Annotated in this window: 16 protein-coding genes; 7 read left to right on the top strand and 9 right to left on the bottom strand. The window is 40.0% G+C overall.

Annotated elements, in window-relative coordinates; all coding sequences use genetic code 11:
• Positions 1–44: 44 nt before the first annotated feature.
• Complete coding sequence (gene kduD, locus KUL10_RS13185; protein ID WP_110429406.1) at positions 45–818, bottom strand: 2-dehydro-3-deoxy-D-gluconate 5-dehydrogenase KduD; 774 nt, start codon at positions 816–818, stop codon at positions 45–47.
• Positions 819–1,216: 398 nt separating this feature from the next.
• Between kduD and KUL10_RS13180 the strand changes: the two genes are divergently transcribed.
• Positions 1,217–2,044: a DeoR/GlpR family DNA-binding transcription regulator gene (locus KUL10_RS13180; RefSeq protein WP_233499822.1), complete on the top strand. Its 828-nt coding sequence runs from the start codon at positions 1,217–1,219 to the stop codon at positions 2,042–2,044.
• A gap of 54 nt (positions 2,045–2,098) precedes the next feature.
• Here the strand turns inward: KUL10_RS13180 and KUL10_RS13175 are convergent, their stop codons facing one another.
• From KUL10_RS13175 to KUL10_RS18645, 5 genes are all read right to left on the bottom strand, one after another.
• Positions 2,099–3,514 (bottom strand): FGGY-family carbohydrate kinase, encoded by a 1,416-nt coding sequence (locus KUL10_RS13175; protein WP_110429405.1) that lies wholly within the window; start codon positions 3,512–3,514, stop codon positions 2,099–2,101.
• Between the two features lie 9 nt (positions 3,515–3,523).
• Positions 3,524–5,197, bottom strand: coding sequence for a cytosine permease (locus tag KUL10_RS13170; RefSeq protein ID WP_110429404.1), 1,674 nt, complete (start codon positions 5,195–5,197; stop codon positions 3,524–3,526).
• 83 nt (positions 5,198–5,280) lie between these two features.
• On the bottom strand, positions 5,281–6,576 hold the full coding sequence (gene rhaI, locus KUL10_RS13165) for an L-rhamnose catabolism isomerase (RefSeq protein WP_110429403.1): 1,296 nt from the start codon (positions 6,574–6,576) through the stop codon (positions 5,281–5,283).
• A 74-nt stretch (positions 6,577–6,650) separates the two neighbouring features.
• The gene (locus tag KUL10_RS13160) at positions 6,651–8,843 is read right to left on the bottom strand and encodes a bifunctional rhamnulose-1-phosphate aldolase/short-chain dehydrogenase (RefSeq protein WP_110429402.1); all 2,193 of its coding nucleotides are present in this window, start codon (positions 8,841–8,843) and stop codon (positions 6,651–6,653) included.
• Between the two features lie 691 nt (positions 8,844–9,534).
• Complete coding sequence (locus KUL10_RS18645) at positions 9,535–9,675, bottom strand: hypothetical protein (protein ID WP_158525387.1); 141 nt, start codon at positions 9,673–9,675, stop codon at positions 9,535–9,537.
• A 298-nt stretch (positions 9,676–9,973) separates the two neighbouring features.
• Between KUL10_RS18645 and KUL10_RS13145 the strand changes: the two genes are divergently transcribed.
• The gene (locus KUL10_RS13145; RefSeq protein WP_110429399.1) at positions 9,974–11,416 is read left to right on the top strand and encodes a sulfatase; all 1,443 of its coding nucleotides are present in this window, start codon (positions 9,974–9,976) and stop codon (positions 11,414–11,416) included.
• A 49-nt stretch (positions 11,417–11,465) separates the two neighbouring features.
• On the opposite strand, the gene KUL10_RS13140 is transcribed toward KUL10_RS13145, so the two are convergent.
• On the bottom strand, positions 11,466–12,485 hold the full coding sequence (locus tag KUL10_RS13140; protein ID WP_110429398.1) for an aldo/keto reductase: 1,020 nt from the start codon (positions 12,483–12,485) through the stop codon (positions 11,466–11,468).
• A gap of 429 nt (positions 12,486–12,914) precedes the next feature.
• Here KUL10_RS13140 and KUL10_RS13135 point away from each other — a divergent pair, with 429 nt between their 5' ends.
• From KUL10_RS13135 to KUL10_RS13120, 4 genes are read left to right on the top strand one after another with little or no spacing between them, the layout of a single operon-like run.
• On the top strand, positions 12,915–13,466 hold the full coding sequence (locus KUL10_RS13135) for a carboxymuconolactone decarboxylase family protein (RefSeq protein WP_110429397.1): 552 nt from the start codon (positions 12,915–12,917) through the stop codon (positions 13,464–13,466).
• 41 nt (positions 13,467–13,507) lie between these two features.
• Positions 13,508–13,972 carry a nuclear transport factor 2 family protein gene (locus KUL10_RS13130; protein ID WP_110429396.1) on the top strand — a complete coding sequence of 155 codons (465 nt, stop codon included), beginning with the start codon at positions 13,508–13,510 and terminating at the stop codon, positions 13,970–13,972.
• 37 nt (positions 13,973–14,009) lie between these two features.
• A complete protein-coding gene (locus tag KUL10_RS13125) occupies positions 14,010–14,654 on the top strand; it encodes a glutathione S-transferase family protein (protein WP_110429395.1) in 645 nt (214 codons plus the stop codon).
• Between the two features lie 40 nt (positions 14,655–14,694).
• A complete protein-coding gene (locus KUL10_RS13120; protein WP_110429394.1) occupies positions 14,695–16,722 on the top strand; it encodes a pyridoxamine 5'-phosphate oxidase family protein in 2,028 nt (675 codons plus the stop codon).
• 9 nt (positions 16,723–16,731) lie between these two features.
• Here KUL10_RS13120 and KUL10_RS13115 read toward each other — a convergent pair whose 3' ends face one another.
• Positions 16,732–17,679: a LysR family transcriptional regulator gene (locus tag KUL10_RS13115; protein ID WP_199509242.1), complete on the bottom strand. Its 948-nt coding sequence runs from the start codon at positions 17,677–17,679 to the stop codon at positions 16,732–16,734.
• 648 nt (positions 17,680–18,327) lie between these two features.
• Here KUL10_RS13115 and KUL10_RS13110 point away from each other — a divergent pair.
• Positions 18,328–18,507 carry a hypothetical protein gene (locus KUL10_RS13110; RefSeq protein ID WP_110429393.1) on the top strand — a complete coding sequence of 60 codons (180 nt, stop codon included), beginning with the start codon at positions 18,328–18,330 and terminating at the stop codon, positions 18,505–18,507.
• A 51-nt stretch (positions 18,508–18,558) separates the two neighbouring features.
• Here KUL10_RS13110 and KUL10_RS13105 read toward each other — a convergent pair whose 3' ends face one another.
• Positions 18,559–19,329, bottom strand: a complete 771-nt coding sequence (locus KUL10_RS13105) for an IclR family transcriptional regulator (protein ID WP_110429392.1) — start codon at positions 19,327–19,329, stop codon at positions 18,559–18,561.
• Between the last annotated feature and the right edge of the window lie 63 nt (positions 19,330–19,392).

Raw genomic sequence — 19,392 nt, 5'->3', positions numbered from 1 at the left:
GTTCCTTACTTTAAATATGCTTTTTTATTGGCATTAGAATGAGCTTAACGGGCCATCCACCCGCCATCAACAAGCATGATATGACCGTTCATGTAATCAGATGCTTTACTAGACAGGAAAACTGTTGCACCAGCGAGATCTTCTGGCTTTCCCCACTCTCCGGTTGGAATTCTTGCGGTGATACTCGTATGTCTCTCGGTATCCTGACGCAAGTTATAGGTGTTGTCCGTTTCAAAATAGCCTGGCGCAATTGCATTTACCTGAACACCAGCACTGGCCCATTCATTTGCTAACGCTTTTGTTAACTGAGCGACACCGCCTTTGCTTGCTGCATAGGCAGGCACTGTGATACCGCCTGAAAAGCTTAGTAATGAAGCTATGTTTATAATCTTTCCAGATCCCTGTGTCAGCATATGTTTGCCGACTTCACGACAAAACTTGAATACACCGTTTAAATTCACATTGATGACTTCATCCCAGTCTTCGTCAGAAAACTCGTGGGCTGGAGAACGCTTGATCGTGCCAGCATTATTGACCAAAATATCGATCTTACCAAACTTAGCAATGCTATCGTTTACCACCTTAATGATTTGTTCACCGTCGCTTTGATTACACGCAAGTGCTAGAAAGGGGATATTTTTATCTTCTAATATATTAACGGTATCTGATAAGTTTTCTATTCTAGAACCTACGACCACAACTGTTGCGCCAGCCTCTCCAAGTGCTATTGCCATTGCTTGACCGAGGCCTCGTGTCGCTCCTGTTACAATGGCAACTTTACCGCTTAAACCAAACTGCTTGACCAAATAATCCTGCATAATTTTTTCCGAAATTTAGTTAATTGTACTTGCGTACGTAAGATAGAAAATTCGAAGACTTACTGTTTATCTGTGTAAGATACTTAAAGCCTTACTTCTATTTTTCATAGGGCAATAGGTTAACCTTTTCAAAAATGATTGTAAATGAAGCATTAAGACTTAAATTGACCCAAAAAAGAGTGAAGCAGAAAAGCATAAAACATCTTAAAATCAAATCATTACACTCATGAAAGTTACATAAATGTTATCAAAATGCTAAAAACCCCTATAAAAAAACTGATTGAAAACAAACATCAACACTCACATTTAAACATTTTTTATCATTTTAGTTCAGATTGCGCTAAGATATATTAGAAGTGTACATATACAAAGTTGCCGACTAGAATAAGGTCAAGAAAATGAAAACAACAGTTAGTAGTATCTCAGAGAAAGGCTTACCAATGTTAGAGAAGCACAGGCAGCAATTGATCAAGGACATTCTAGATCAACAACAATTTGCGAGTGTACGCAGCTTAACCGAAAAACTAAATACTTCAGAAGCAACGATCAGACGCGACATCACAAAGATGGCTCAACGCAATGAAATCAACAAAATTCGCGGCGGAGCCGAATCTATCAATAGCAAGCCGAAAAAGAAACATATTGCCAGCTCAGCGTTTATGGTAGACAAAACGAAACGTTCCGAGACTAAAAAGCGCATAGCTGAGAGAGCAGTTGAGCTATGTTCTGATGGCGACTCAATCATCATAAATGGTGGCAGTTCGACTTACATGATGGGAGAGTTTTTACCTAAACTTGACTTAAACATCCTCACCAATTCCTTTGTGCTTGCTAACCATATAACAGAGAATAGCGATAACCAAGTAACCTTACCCGGCGGTGAAATATACAGAGAACAAGGCATTATTTTAAGTTCATACGACAATGACTGCACCGAGTATTATTACGGCAGTATGATGTTTATGGGAACGCCTGGCATAGGCAAGTTTGGGGTGATGGAGTCAGATCCATTGTTGATACGCTCAGAACAAAAACTAAAAAAACAAGCAGAGAAACTCGTCATTTTGGCTGATAGTTCTAAGTTTGGAAACAAGAGTAATTTTGTCTTTTGCCCATTGAGTGACGTAGACATTTTAATTACTGACTCTGATGCATCCAATGAAGACATTGCGTTTTTCGAAAGTAAAGGGGTCGAAGTCATCGTTGTTGAAGCAGTTGACAGCTAGGATGTTATATTTTAAGAGGGGATGTTTCCCCTTTTACACGGTTAAAATTTCGGTTTAGTGTTCAACAAGTCTAAGCCATTTCTTTCGATAATCATCCAAACCATTTAACTTGATAGGTTTTGATTCGCTGAGCTCGACATTCGTATCTAAATTACCCCAATCCGTTAAATAACCGGCTCCAACAACCGTACCAGTGGCATCTTTAGAAAGCAGAATTTTTTGCTCAGGCCGAAGTTGCCCCAGTGTCGCGCAAAGTAATGGATTCTTCAGAAAGGCCCCTTCAATAATTATATTTCCCTTGGCTTGGAGCGTATTAAGTTGATAATCGATCATCAGTGCGCAATACAGTGTTGCTAGTGCAATACCACTTACTTTATCAACCGCTCCAAGAATTGATGAAGCTTGGCCGCCAAATGGACCAGAGCCCCCACTAAAGTCTGGTAAAGCAAACACACCTTGGTCAATAACACCTTGCAACGATAAAACATCAAACTGTTCGCCAAGCCAAGACCCAGCTTGTTCACATATCAATTCAAACTCTCTCCCCCCCATAAACCTTGCACAAGCAATAGGGGTGCTTAGAGCGTCTACATTTGCTAGCATGTCTTTATTCGCACTCAAGTTACTTAACTTGACTTGAGATGCCATCAAAATTGTCCAAGTACCCGTAGAAATGACAATAAATGGTTTATCTCCGTTCGCCAAGCGATAGCGTAAGAAGCTAGCATTACTATCATGCAAACCACTGAAAAACTGGCAATCTTGATCAAGCCCAAGAGATTCACACAGTTCTGTATGAACTTTTCCGCAGTTTTGCCAAGCAGGTTGCAATTCAGGAAACATGTCTGTGCATTCAAGTTTTTTGACAAGTTTAGAGTAATCATTGTGCCTGACCGACCAAAGATCCGTGTGACAACCTAAAGATGTAATTTCGGACAAGCGCTGGCCGGTAAAGCGCCATGCCCAATACTGGGGATACATCAAAATATCGGTTGCTTGACTAAACTGCTGAGGATAGTTTTTCTTTAGCCAAAACAGCTGTCGCCCTAAATTCAAACCAGCCGGCAAAGAAGGAGAATATGTTTCTTCAAAGTCAGGCCGAAAGGCTTGATAATCTGGTGTTTCATCAAAAACTGCAGTGTGCTCATAATCAAGTATAGGTAACACTAAGCCATCAGTTTTTGATGATTCTCTGTCAATTAATGCTGCAGTAGCGCCATGTGTCGTAATGGTCATTTTAGCTATACAATATTCAGCGGTTAACACTTGGATGTTTTCACATAACCACTGCCAAAGTTTGCCTATATTCGCACTGGGATAAATATCTTCCAAATTAACCGTGTTCGTCATTTGCCTAGAATACACTGATTCCAAAATACTATTGAGTACGTGCAGCTTTACATGGGTTTTTCCGATATCGATAATTAAACTATATTGCTTGCCCGATGTGCATTTCTCTATATTATTCATTATACCGCTCTAAACGCCTTCTTCATCAGTCTGTGAATTACTCAGATAAGCGTAGGTAGCTGTCACAAAATAAACCAAGGTGGGGACGATTAGCCACGTGGTGATCGTTTTTGATTCTTGATTCAAATATGCCATTAACCCCATGTAAGCGCATGCGAGCAAAGCTAACCAAGACATATATTTTGCAATATTTGAATTAAGCGGTGTGTGTTTAACATTGGTAGCGTTATTTGACACTTCATTTGCCAAGAACACTTTTTCTTCGGCTTTGCGAGCCTCTTCAGCTTTTTCGGCGTCAACAGCTTGCGGGTATTTTTCTTTTGCACCCATTGCTGAGGCTAATACAATGTATAAAAGCGTAGAAAAGATCCATAGCGGAATCAGTATAAAGAACAAGTGTAACAAGCCAACTTGCTCAACTGCAATCCCCACGACCATTGATACTATCCAAGTGATAAATGCTGCCCAATTAGTTGTATTGCCTTTATACGAAGACCAGTATCGAGTTAATCCAATCCTACTAAAGAGCCAGTGCTCTGTGACAATTATTGCACCGACAGGGGCAAGTAATAATCCCATATAACCAACAAATCCCAGTAAACCAGAAAATACAAAAGGCGAGCAAGCAATGATGGTTGTTATGATGCCAACGACTATTGTAACGCGTGTCCTTCCCCAAGCGTGATTAAGAGAGCTAAACGCCAAACCAGCTCGGTAAATGGTTGGATTTGAAGTTGTCCAACCCGCGATAATGACAGCAAGAATACCAGATGCACCTAATGCAGTGAAAGCGACCGAACCAGGATCAATTGCGGTTATACTTGTATTGAGCATTATCGCCGCACCAGCCCCCATAATACCTGCACAAATCCAGGCCATATAATGACCAATGAACATGCCTAACGCTGAGAAGTAACCATATTTTGAGCTTTTCGCAAAGCGCAGCAAAGTCATATCACCTAAACTGCCATGCATTGCAAGATTGGCAACCCATGCAAATGCGATTACATGCCATATTCCAATATCACCTTCGGTATCTTTCCATATTGATTCGCTTGCAACAGTTAGAAAATCACTAAAGCTACTTATACCGTCAACGCCTGAGGTCGCGGCAACAGTCACGGGCATCATGACTAAAGCACCAACAACGAACATCAAAATCATCCAGGGTGCGCACACTTCTGCAAAGGCAGCTAATTTCTTAAAACCTTTGACCGCCATAAAAACAACAACGGCCCCTACCCCGAGAACAACGAGAACAAAACGCCAATCACTGGGTAAATAACCAACTTGGTCTTCAATACCGAACAAAATACGCACTGCTGAGGCAGAGACTGTTATCATGGCGCCAGCAAGTACACAAAATAATATTCCATTTACGACGCTATAGAGTTTTATCGTGCCGGGCCCAGCGATTTTTTCTAGATAAGCATATAGGGTGAGCCGCGTATCTGTAGCAATTGGCGCGGTTATCAGCCCCCAAGTTAACACTGCAAGTAAGTTTCCAAATAACAAACCGATAAGAATATCAGCAGCTCCGACACCCCATGAGACAAACAAAGCACCAATTACAAACTCTGTCCCCGCGACATGCTCCCCAGAGTAGCTTGCCGCAAAGGGTTTAGGCCCTTGCAGCTTATCTGGGGTAACGGGCGTAGTCTCAAATTCTTTTGCTGTTGACATGAATTTCTCCGTATTTGTTAATACTTATTGCGTATTAACTTTTTATTATTGTATGTCAGTTTAAATTAACGAAGTCAGTTTGTTTACACAATACCAGAGCCATTTCCGCCGCTGTTAGGACGAACTTTAGCAACTGATTGGCGATAACCTGATGCGCGATAAGTAGCAATAGGATCAATTGCTCCACCTTTGCGTATACGCGCCATTTGTAAAATTGGAGACACGTCAAGATTGAATGCATTTTTCAATGTATTGCTTGCCATGATCGCATCGTTATCGTTTTGATATTCGGTTAGTTTTTCACGATCGACAAGTAAAGCCGCTACGTAAGAACGTTGCACGCTTGCTGCAGAGTTCATCAAGCTCTCGATTGGATCAGTTACATTGTGAGATTGGTCTAACATGTAATTAGGGCCAAAGCCTTCTTGATTACGGTACTCTGCATCAACTAACTCATTGAAAATTAGAAACTGCTGATATGGATGCAAACTACCACTGTCTAAATCATCATCACCATATTTTGAGTCGTTGAAGTGGAAACCACCTAATTTCTTAAATTGAATCAAACGTGAGACGATCATTTCTATGTTCACGTTTGGTGCATGGTGTCCTAAATCAACCAATGATTTCGCCTGCGGACCAAGTTCCATTGCTGCAAGGATATTACTGCCCCAATCTTGGATAATGGTCGAGTAAAATGCAGGTTCAAACATTTTGTGTTCGATATGCAGCTCCCAATCACTAGGCAGTCCTGCATAAATCTCCTTCATACTCTCTAGATAGCGTTCAAATGCATGTTGAAAGTGTTGCTGCCCAGGGTGATTAGAGCCATCCCCGACCCACACTGTTAGTGTTTTCGAGCCAAGCGCTTGTCCCCATTCAATGCACTCTAAGTTGTGTGCAATCGCTAGGTCTCTGCTCGCTTTACTGGTATTACTTAGACTACCGTATTTAAAGCTATGTTCTTGTCCAGCTTGGTCTTGGAATGTATTTGAATTTATAGAGTCCCATTTAAGACCTAGATTATCTGAAAAAGCTTTGAGTTCACTAAAATCATCTACTTTATCCCAAGGAAAATGCGGAGACACGCGTTCAGTTGCCTGAGATAAATCATTAATAACGGCACTGTCTTCAAGTTTTTCGAAAATATTGCGAGGTTCGCCTTCACCTGGAAAACGAGCGAAACGGGTTCCGCCAGTGCCTGTGCCCCATGAAGGCACTGCGATCTGAAAAGACTCTGCTTTTGCTGTTATCTCATCAATATTGATATTGCTGCGCGCCAACTTACTACCTAAAGCGTCATAGTCCTCTTGAACATGTGTCTCGATTTTTGAATTCTGTTCTGCGATGAACGCCTTGTCGATGCGATTTTGAGTCATACTGTTTGTTCCTAACTAAAATTTTGATTTATCGGCGCGCAACTGCAATGCTGCGCGCGATTACTTGGCTACTTCTAACGCAAGAATGCTTCGTGTAAACCACCGTCCACACTAATAATTTGCCCAGTTGTTTTGCTTAATTGGCCGGACACCATTAAATATGCTGCTTCAGCTTGATCTGCAGGTGTTATAGGTTGTTTAGTTAACGTACGCTGGGCGTAAAACATTGCAAGCTTATCGCGTAACTCATCGTCAGAATCGCTGCTATTATGCTCAACATTGTATTTAACAAGAGAAGCAATGACACGATCACGTGGAAACATGGTGCTACCTTTGACAACTGTCGCTGGAGCAAGTCCATTAACGTTTACTAAAGGCGCCAACTCGACTGCAAGTTCACGGACTAAGTGATTCGCCGCGGCTTTGGAGGTATCGTAGGCTAGTGAGCCTTTCTTAGAAACTGCAGCATTAACACTTGTCGTCAATACCAACGCACCAGGAAGTTTCTGAGCCTGCCAAATCTTATTAGCTTCGGTACCAACTATATAACCCCCTTTAACGTTGACTGCAAAGCTTACGTCAAATTGTTGATCATTACTCATTCCTGCTTGCCCAGGTGCTAAGAACACACCAGCAGTTACAATTACTTTATCAATACCGCCGTAGGCCAAAGTGACTTGAGAAAACATCTCTTCAACGCTTTCTCTTTTGGTAATATCTACTTCGATCGCAATAGCAGGACCACAACCAGAAATACCAGTTCCCGCGACGCCGATGCCTTGTCCGTAAATAGACGTTAATTCGTCAGCCGTTGCTTTAGCTGCATCAATACGCAAGTCAGCACAAACCACGTGGGCACCTTCTCTAGCAACTCTCAGCGCAGTTTCTTTGCCAATTCCGTCACCAGCACCTACAACCACAACTACGTCACGAGCCAATGGCGCTTCTTTCGGCATACGCTGAAGCTTAGCTTCTTCAAGCGCCCAATATTCAATATCAAAGGCTTCTTGTTGTGGTAATGCAGTATACTCACTAATCGCTTCAGCCCCGCGCATTACTTCGATTGCACAATTATAGAACTCTGTTGTCACACGAGACTCAGACTTATTTTTTCCCCAGCCTATTATACCAACTCCCGGTATTAGTATGACTGTTGGGCTTGGATCACGCATAGCAGGCGAATCTTCACGTTTACAAGCGTTATAATACTCACTGTATTCAATTCGATACTGCTCAATACCAGCATTTAGCTTCGCGACTAGACTATCAAAGTCGTCATTGGCTGGATCGAAGTCCACATATAGTGGTTGAATTTTCGTGCGCAAGAAGTGATCAGGACATGAGGTCCCTAATTTTGCTAAACGAGGAGCATCCACACTGTTCACGAAACGAAGTGCCGTCTCGTCAGATTGAACTGTCGCTATGAACTTTACTTTGTTAGACAAAATACCGCGCGCAACCGGTAAGAATTCTGTTAAAAGTTCAGTGCGATCTTTTTCAGATAAACTGTCGACTTTTGGACCACCGAAGGTAAGCTCACCTTTATCGTGTTCTTCGATATACCTTGCCGCAGTTTCAATTACCCAAAGAGACGTTTCGTAGCAGCTTTTACTTTCAGATTCCCAATTGGTATGACCATGTTGGCCTAGCAAGATTCCAATACTATCAGGCTTATCAGCATAGGCTTGTTCGCAAACTAGTGCTGCTTCCCACCCTGGACGCATCCAAGGAACATATGCCATTTTACCGCCCCAAACCTTTTCGGTAAGGGCTTCTTGGTCTTTACATGAAGCAATTGCAATAACAGCATTTGGATGCAGGTGGTCAACGTGCTTATCAGCAATCATTGAGTGTAAAGGCGTATCAATTGATGATGCTCGTGGGTTCAAACAAAAATTACAATGTTTGTACATACCAATCATCGCATCCTCGCCTGCAGACTTGTAGCCTTTATCATCGCGCGCTTGATATGTTTCATCCAAAGCACTTAGCTTACCTTGATAGAGCGAAGAGAAGTTTTCTAGCTTTGCAGTTCTTAAGTCACCGCCTGAGCCTTTCACCCACAACACTTCAACTTGTTCACCTGTAAGAGGATCGGTTTCCATTATTTTTGCCGAGGTATTTCCTCCGCCCGTATTAGTAATCCTTTGGTCTGCGCCCAAAATATTTGAACGATAAACTAAGCTCTCAACTTCGCTTAGCCCCTTGGCAAACGTATCGTCCCAATGATAATCCACATGTTTGAAGTCTTCTTTTTTGCTAGACATTTATTGCGTCTCTCCGCTGTGTTACTACAGTTTCATTTACATTTGTAACGCCATATTAACGCCTAACAAAACATAGTCAAGCATTTCAAATCAAATTCAATCACGATGATTGCTTTTTAAACAATTTATATATAAACTTAAAAATCAGTTTTTTACCCTTATTATTCGTTTTTCAAAAGCATAAAAGCGTAAATCGATTTTTATGCAGTTTAGCAAGTTATTAAATTAATCAAATATCTTCAACGCTTTGTTTGATTTTTGTAAATTTTGCCTTTCACTTATCTCAATTGATAAACCAAAGCTTTAAAATTTACAATATTCCAAAAGTTCCGTTTATAAATCCATGATTGATTTTGATTGAAAAATTCGCCAGCGTATCGAAAATTTTAACTTTGAAAGCAATACAGTCTGTTCAGTTGAGCTAACAGCTAAGGATAGAGCATTGTGAGGAAAACCTTTTGGATATGGGTATTTGCGAAATTAAACGGCCTATCAATAGGCGCTTATAGTTTCTCATTTGACGGGTACCGCAATACTAAGCTCGACAAGGCCACTCTAGAGATGCCAAATATTGTTTTCTATATGGCAAGTGCCAAGCTTGACCTCTGTATGGTGGCAATAAGCCCATTCATTATTTTACAACCACAGGACTACTGCGTGATCGAACATTGGAAGTCTAGGTAAAACCCTTTTAGTTGTCAGGTATAAACGCTTCACTTTGGCGAATAAATTTATTTAACCTAGCTGACAAGTGATGTACATCATTTTTATATTCTGCTTTATGTGCAACATTTGTTGATTCTTGAGGATCATTTTGCAGATTAAAAAGCATTGACTCCTTTTTCCCTTGTTCAGTTAAATACTCAGTGTAAATAAATTTCGCAGCTCGGTAAGGTTTGAATTTCTGAGGTGTTTGCTTGGAAAAATTGGCAAGCGTTTAACATGAGTAAGCTAAATAGGATAACCAATAATTTATTGAATACAGCAACAGTTTTCATTGAGCGCATTTGACTTACTATGTAATAATTTGATTTTAAGTTATCAAATTTGCAACCCCGGGTAAAATTTATAAACATAATTTTAACTTTGTGAGCATTACAAAAATGCCATATTTCAAATAAGGAAATCCCATGAAACTAGGTATACTCCGCGTTGCTGCAATAATACTTCTAAGTGCCTGTGCAAGTGCTGCTCAACAGTCAGATAATCCCAATATTATTATGATTGTAGTGGATGACCTAGGTTGGGCTGATGTTGGTTACAACCAGACTACAGAGTTTTTTGAAACACCCAATATTGATGCGCTTGCGAGACAAAGTATTCGTTTTAGTAATGCCTATGCTGGTGCAGCGAATTGTGCGCCAAGTAGAGCGGTACTAATGACAGGTCAATACGGCCCACGTCATGGCATTTATACAGTATCTCCATCAACGAGAGGAGATGCCCAAACACGTAAATTAATTCCCGTAAAAAATGTGAGAGGACTGCCCCCCGAAGCCTACACTTTAGCAGAAGCCCTAAAGAAATCAGGCTACACTACAGGCCACTTTGGCAAGTGGCACTTAGGTATAGATCCCGATAGCCAAGGCTTTGATAAAAACGTAGCTGGGAGCGGCAATGGAATGACTTTTCACTACTATAGCCCTTACAAATTGCCAAACATAAAAGATGGTCCAAACGGAGAATACTTAACCCGTCGACTGACAAACGAAGTCATTGACTGGATAAGGTCTTCGAAAGACCAACCGTTCTTTGCATACGTTCCATACTACAGTGTGCACACTCCGTTTCAAGCAGATGAAGACTTGGTGCAAAAGTATGTAGAAAAGGGGGTAACGAATAAAAAGGAAGCAACTTATGCGGCAATGGTAGAGCATATGGATAAAAACGTAGGCCGAATACTAGAAATGTTGGAAACTGAAGGTTTAAGAAAAGACACGCTTGTTATTTTTACATCTGATAACGGTGGTTACAAGATGTCAAACTTCCCTTCTCCCCTAAGGGCCGGTAAGGGATCATACTATGAGGGAGGGTTGAGAGTACCATTATTGGTGAGTTGGCTAACCAAGATTAAACCAAGCGATAACGCGACACCTGTTATCAATGCCGATTTTTTTCCTACATTAATCAGCATCGCAAATAATTGGCAAACAGATATATTATTGGACGGCGTTGATATAAGTAAATTGTTACTGGCGCAAGAACCAGTCTTAAAACGAGATTTATTTTGGCACTTCCCTGTTTACCTTCAAGCGCATAATAGTAAAACAGATCAAGGACAAGACCCGTTATTTAGAACCCGTCCTGGAAGCGCAATGCGAAGCGAGAATTGGAAGTTGATTCATTACTTTGAAAATAATGAATACGAGCTATATGATCTTTCAAATGATGTTGGTGAAACTAATAATTTAGCTGCTACATTTCCCGCGCAACTAGATAGACTTAAAGCCAAATTAAACGAATGGCGGGACAGTGTTAATGCCCCTATTCCCACAAAGCTCAACCCAGAGTACGATGATGAAGTTAATCAAGCGTTGATAGAGGAAAAACTAAAAACAATAAACCCGCTTTAGACAATGATGATAAGCAAAGCTTTCTAAAAGATTGGTCATATTTACTGCTTTAAGGCCCATATAGAATATGATCAATTTTTTTCGATTCTGAGTCACTCAAGCTTGCAAACTTCAGAGTTTCTATCGAACTCAATATTTGTTCAACAGAGCTCGCCCCAACTAAACAAGAAGTAACAACCGTGTTTCTCAACGTCCAAGCTATTGCCATTTGCGCCAAGGTCTGACCGCGTTCTTGGGCAAGCTCATTAAGCGCAGTAATTTTATTTAGTTTATCTTGAGTAATGTTATCTTTTCCAAAATGCACAATGTTGTCATTGGCAGCACGAGACTCCTTTGGAATGCCATGCAAATACTTATCAGTGAGTAAGCCTTGTGCAAGCGGAGAAAACACAACTGAGCCAACGCCATTGGTTTGCAGAACATCAGTGAGACCGTTTTCGATCCATCGATCGAATAAGTTGTAGCGTGGCTGATGAACTAGCAACGGAGTACCTAAGGCATTTAAAATTTCAATCGCCTTTTGAGTTTCCTCGGCATGGTAGTTGGAAATACCAACGTAAAGTGCTCTGCCCGACCTTACGATATAATCAAGCGCGCGCATGGTTTCTTCAATCGGTGTTTCTGGGTCCATTCTGTGATGATAGAACACATCGAAATAGTCTAAACCACAACGCTTTAAGCTTTGATCACAACTCGCGATCAAGTATTTTCTAGAGCCACCATCTCCATACGGACCGGGCCACATGTCATAGCCGGCTTTACTTGAAATAAATAATTCATCACGGTAAGGCATTAGGTCTTTTTTCATTATTTGCCCAAAGGTTTCTTCGGCACTGCCATATGGAGGGCCGTAGTTATTTGCCAAATCAAAGTGAGTAATTCCATTATCGAATGCGGCATGAATCATATTGCGTGCATTCGAAAGCGCGTGCGTTTGGCTAAAGTTCTGCCATAAACCTAGTGAAATCTTAGGTAACTTAATACCGCTGTTACCGCAACGCTTATACTGCATGGATTGGTATCGTGTCTCATTTGCTCTATATAACGCATTTGTTTCGTGGGTAATCATGCTTGCTTCTTTTTTAATAGTGGGTTGTTAGCTAATTGAATTATCAAGTTTTAGTAAATTTGTTTCATCAATGTTAAACAGCTTTTTTATAGATACAGTGTGTGTTTAATGGGCTTTGCTTCGTGCTCATTTATACCTATTTTGATGCATTTATTTGAACTTAGCACAGACTAAACTGAAGGCGAACACACCAGAACGAGTCTAACTGATTATTGTATCTTTTCATCCACCGATGAAGAAAAAAGAAGTCGAGACAAACAAAACAATCTAAATTAAGCCATTAATGAAGCTATTGCCTGCTTTCAAAGAGCAAATCAGCAAATATATTATTTCACAAATTGAAATAATATATTTACGTTTAAAGCAATTATTAATTTTTTTATATCAATATACTTAACCTTATTAAAACTAATATTGATAGGAAAACATATGCCCAGAATAAAAACACCGCAAAACATACCATCGGCTCATGAAGCATCACAACAAGCTTTGAGAACCATAGAAGAGAGTTTAGGTAGCGTGCCAAATTTGTTTCGACTCATGTCAAATAGCCCAGAGAGTTTAATTGGCTTTCTGCAAATAAGCGCACAATTAAATAAAGGTACATTGTTGCCATCTATAAAAGAGCGCATCGCTCTAGCGGTAGCAGAAGTTAACCAGTGTGAATATTGTCTAGCTGCACATAGTTTTTTAGCTAAGTCTCAACTTAATTTTAGTGATGAAGAAATATGTATTAATCGAAGAGGTACTTCTTTAGACGCAAAAGCGGCTGTCGCTGTGGAGTTTGCAGTAACTGTTGCCAAGCAAAGAGGACATATATCCAAAGCAGATTTTACTACTGTTCGTTCAGCTGGTTTTTCAGACGCTCAAATCATCGAAATTATCACCCTTGTTGCAATTAACAGCCTGACTAATTATTTAAATTCCGCCCTGCAAACAGAAATTGATTTTCCAAGCGTTGACGACTTTTGTGCAGCTTAAATTAGTGACCAAATACCAAAACAAATTAAAGGAATAAAAGAATGACTAGACCCCCACTCCCCCCATTCAATAAAGCGTCAGCGATGGAAAAAATTCGCTTAGCCGAAGATGGATGGAATAGCAGAGATCCCAAACGTGTTGCACTTGCATACACCGAAAATTGCAGTTGGCGAAATCGTGCAGAATTTGTTCAAGGTAGAGAAGAAATTGAGGCACTGCTAACTCGAAAATGGACAAGAGAATTAGATTATCGATTAGTAAAAGAGCTTTGGGCATATACAGAAAACAGAATTGCGGTGCGCTTTGCCTATGAATATCACGATGATTCAGGTCAATGGTTTAGAGCATACGGAAATGAAAATTGGGAATTTGATGGAGACGGCCTCATGCAACGACGAATTGCGAGCATCAATGAGCACCCAATTTTAGATAAAGAGCGAAAATTTAAATGGCCTTTAGGAAGACGACCCGACGAAACACCAAGTTTAAGCGAATTAGGCTTATAAACAGCATTACCAATTTTAACCAATCAAGGAATAAACAATGAATACCAAGTTCTCGCAAAATAAAAGCACAATCAAACTATATAGAAACCCGCTGTCAGGTCACTGTCATCGAGCGGAATTAATGTTGGCATTCTTAGGCTTGCCTTACGAAACAATCGATCTTGATATGGCTAACGGTGCGCATAAAGCACCTGATTATTTAAAGATCAGTCCATTAGGGCAAGTGCCTGCAATTGATGACAATGGGTTTACACTGTCAGATTCGAACGCGATCATCATGTATCTTTTTAAAAAATATAACGATGACTATGAGTGGTATCCTGATCAGCCAGAAAAAGCAGCTGAAGTTCAACGTTGGTTATCCATCGCAGCTGGTGAGATTGCTTATGGTCCGTGCGCTGTGCGCCTAGTTAAACTATTCGGAATGGATTTAGACTACGAACTTGCCAAGCAAAAAACGATTTCACTATTTACAGTGTTAGAACCCTTGTTAACAAACCAAAGCTTTTTAGTCGGGAATACGATAACCATTGCTGATATTGCGGGCTATAGTTATATATCACACGTGCCAGAGGGTGGAGTTTCGCTTGAACCTTACCCCGCTATTAGAGCATGGTTAGCTAGAATTGAAGCGCATCCTAACTTTGTAGGTATGAAACGTTCAGCAGAGCTTGTAGCGTAAATCATATAGTTTAAATTAAGCAAGAAAAGGATAAACCGCCATGTCAGATAATAAAAAATCGCAATTTCATAGTGCCGAGATTGCTATCCAAGAGAAGCTTGGAATAGCTGACATGGTTGCAAAATACAGCGAAGGCTTCGTTCGACCAGCGATGCCCGAGCAGCATAGGGATTTTTTTAATAAGCTCATTTCTATTATTATGGGCGCAGTTGACCGTAATGGCTACCCGTGGACATTACCTCTATTCGGCGATCCTGGCTTTATTCAGTCACCAGATGAGAAAACCTTAAGCATCCAAAAGCTTCCCGACCTAGTTAAAATACTTGACCTTGATTTTACTGTGAACAAAAAAATCGGTTTATTGGGAATTGAGTTACACACCCGTCGTCGCAATCGCATGAATGGCATTATTAGCTCAATTGATGACGAGCAATTTAGCGTTTCTGTTGAGCAAAGTTTTGGGAATTGCCCCCAGTATATTCAAAAGCGCCAACTCGACTGGTCAGAAAACCGAAAGGCAATATCAGAATATAACTCCCTTGCACTAAGTTCGGATTTGTCTGAGGCTGCCAAAACCTTGATAAGCAATGCCGACACGTTTTTTATTGCGTCTCGGACCAAGCAGTTTACAAGCGATGAACGCTGCGGTATCGATGCATCTCATCGAGGAGGAAAGCCCGGCTTTGTCAAAGTAGAAGGAAGTACTCTTTATTTTCCTGACTTTAGTGGAAACCGCTTTTTCAATACATTAGGCAATATAAAATCTGATGGTAGAGTCGGTATTTATGTGCCAGATTTTTCGACAGGTAACGCAGTATTTCTCTGTGGAGACGCAGAAATAATTTGGGATGAGGAGATTGAGCATAAATTTGCGGGTGCTGAACGCGTCATCTCAGTAAATATTCGCAAAAGTATATACCTAGAAAATTACTTAGAGAAAGTCGGCGAATTGGTTGAAATGTCACCTTCATTAGACAGTACTGGCACTTGGTCGACTGCCGATGAAAAAACTGATAGACAACTACAATATCAAATTATAGATAAACAAAAAGAAAGTGAACAAATATCCTCGTTTTATTTAGCGCCTGTTGACAAAACAAAAAACATCAATCAATACACACCTGGACAATTTTTACCTATCAGTGTGTTTGATAAAACTAACAACATCATGCTGAGAAGGGCTTATACGCTATCTCGAGCGCATAAAAAAGACGCATACAGAATATCGGTTAAACGAGAAGAGCATGGCCTAGTTTCTCGCATATTGCATGATGAGTTAAAGATAGGTGACGTGATTGATGCTGGCGAACCCAATGGGCAGTTCACCATCGCTAAAAATAATCATACGGTCGTTTTGTTATCAGGTGGTGTTGGTATAACACCCATGTTTGCGATGTTAGAAGGGCTAGTCATTGAAAACGAAAACCAAGAGGATAAAAAAGACGTTTGGTTTATTCATTCAACTGCAAACGCAGAATCAATGATCTTTTCTAATGAATTATCCACGATGTCAAAATGCTATTCTTGGTTAAATGTGCACATTGCATATTCTCGTATACGTCCTATTGAGTGGGGCTTACCTGAAAATATCAGCGTGAGTAAAGGGCGAGTTAACATTACACTATTGAAAGAGCTCCTGCCATTTGATCAATATGATTTTTATCTATGTGGTTCAGAAGGTTTTATGCGCAGTATTTATAGTGATTTGATCAATACAGGCGTATCTAAATCAAATATATATTATGAGTTTTTTGGACAAGGTTCGATAACCGATGATAAAGCTAACAAACAGGATGTAGCTGAAAAAGCAACTGTCCATTTGACCAAAAGTGACATGACTTTGGAGTGGACACCAAGTGATGGGACACTTTTAGAATTAGCGAAGCAGAATGGCGTAAAAGCCATGTTTAGTTGTCGGGTTGGTAATTGTGGTTCGTGTGCTTGTAAGCTTAGCGCTGGAGAAGTCGCTTATAGTTCTCCGCCATCGTATACCCCTAATAAAGACGAAATATTATTATGTAGCGCTAGGCCGAGCGCAAACACAACTGTACTTAAGATAGACTTATAAAATGAATAATTAATATGCAGTATTAATAAACGGATTACTTCGCAAACGTTCAGCGGCTAAGTCAATAAAAGAGCGTATTTTAGCGTTTGCTCGTCTTCCTTCGACGTGAACAATACTTACAGGTAAGGGTTGACCTTCGTATGCAGTCAAAATTGGTTGCAGACTACCTTTTAATATTTCTTCTCCTACCTGATAGGACATCAAGCGAGTGATACCAAAACCATCAATTGCCGCATTGAGGGCTGCTGCATTTTGGTTGCATTGCAAACGTGGTGTCAGTTTGATGGTTTCCTTTTTACTATTATCGTGATTTTGAAATTCCCACTCTGTTTTACTTTCAAACGTGGCAGGGTAAACAATGTCGTGTTCACTTAATTCTGCGGGTGTTTTTGGTATTCCTTTTTGTTTCAAATAGCGCGGAGATGCACAAACAATTCGGCGAACCTCGCCAACTTGAACTGCATAAAGTGATGAATCTTTTAAATGGCCGATTCGAATAGCCACATCTAATTCTTCATCTAGCAAGTTAGTAACACGGTCGTAAAACATCGCTTTTACCGCAACTTTTGGATTGAGCCTCAGGTATTCCTCTATCACAGGCATTATATGTTTTTGACCAAACAAAATAGGCGCTGTCACCTTTAAAATACCCTTTGGTTTACTGTATACACCTGCTGCGGCTGCTTCAGCTTCGTTCAGTGCTTCGAGTACTTTTTCAGTGTCATGTAGAAAGCGAGCGCCGGGTTCTGTTAACTTAACGATACGAGTGGTACGATTAAATAACTTGATACCGAGCCTATCCTCAAGCGCTGCAACTGCTCGTGTAGTCGCGGGCGCCGACATATTAAGTACTTCAGCGGCTTTCGAAAAACTTTCCTGCTTAGCAACCTCAATAAACACTCTAATATTCTGTAACTTATCGATGCGAATACTCCTTAAAAATAAATCTATGTCCATCTTTTCCATAAACTCTAAGTGATAATTTCAATAAATGGAATTATAAATTGCAAACCTCGGTAAATACTTACATCTTAAACATGAGTACTATTCAGGAAGTACGCAAATTTACGTTATCTAAGATTAAAACCGAATTTCAAATTGAAAAATGGAGATGACAGAATGAGTAGTGTGAAAAAAGTAGATATTGCAATAATCGGTGCGGGAACAGCCGGAATGGGTGCCTACAGGGAGGCGCTCAAGCACACTGACAGTATGATGAGCATCACCTAAGAGCAACCCGAGATATCCCTAATGTACGCTTGGCTGTAATTGATATTGTATAAGCCAAACTATCAAAAGATGAAAACAATAGTAAATACATATTTATACGCAGAGCACATTTTTTGTCTTTAGGTATAAAATATCTATTATATAGCGCGGAATCTTTCAACTTTTCTGACGCAATAACAGCATCTCTTTGTTTACCTTTGGGGTGCTTCCCTCTGATTATAAGAACTATCTTTTAGTTTAAATTGTGCTCAGCTAATTATTTTAAAACCTGAAATAATTAATTTAAATCTTAGATAATTATTTCCAAATAAACTTAAATTATTATAAACACAACTTCAACAAATAAAGTGTTTTTGCACTCAAAAGGATAGCAACATGAAAATACACAACGAAGATATGACAACAAAAAGAAAAGCAGACAATGCAAGCGAAAAGCAAGAGCAAAGCTGTAATTACGATAACGATTATTATGGAGACCAACTTTGTTTGGATACTCACATCATTAGCGCAGTTGAACAAAGTCAATTTGCTTTAGCTAACTTACTTTCATTCTAAATACCTAAGCATTGATTGGCTCACATTGATTGTGTGAGCCAATCAACCTAGCTACAACAACGAATTAATTTTATTCGCTGTTTTTAAAAGTCCTTGAATTAAATCTTTTTCTTTCGAACCATTTTCAACCTTAGTAGAGTGTGTCTTATCGTTCAAATATGACATACCTAATGATGCTATGATTGCATTTTCAGAGTTACCAATTAAGGTAGCAAAGCTATACACTCCCTCACCGAATGCACCAATTGTTTTTGTATACCCCTCGGTCGAAATCTGATTCACTTTCTCCCTAAGAGTTGCCTGTTCGCGCTCATTCAGGCTGCGGTAATCAGAACTTCTGGCGTACAACATGTTTTGAACGCTAGGATGGGAATTTGCTAATAGTACATTGCCAGATGCTGTATTGACTGTCGATAATAATGCGCCTTCAGCGAGATTGAGTGACACAGGTAAAGACCCTCTCGCGTGAATAATCACCATTGTTTGTGATTGATATAGCATACACAGATAACAAGAAACGCCAAACTTGAAAGAAAATTCGTCCATAAATGGCATTGCAATTCTTCTGATTTGCTCAATTGGGTAAATGCTTCGTGATAGGTTGTATAATTTCAAAGATACTCGATAACTACCCGACACCTCGCGAACAATATACCCTCTAGCCTCGAGGCTGGTTAACACGCGATATATTTCATTGGGTGAACGATTAACAGCGTTCGCAATCTCTTTTTGATTTTTAGGTACTTGTTGACAGCTCAGATACTCCAAGACATCTAAACATTTTTCTACTGCAGGTGCTGAGTATTGTCGTTTTCTTTCCATTACCGCCTCACTAAATTTATATATAAATTTATCATACTTATATAAATAATAGATTGCCGAATT

The sequence above is a fragment of the Glaciecola sp. KUL10 genome (genome assembly GCF_003203515.1).
Lineage (GTDB): Bacteria > Pseudomonadota > Gammaproteobacteria > Enterobacterales > Alteromonadaceae > Glaciecola.
The sequence above is the reverse complement of the archived record's forward strand: the minus strand, read 5'-3'. Positions and strand labels throughout refer to the sequence as shown.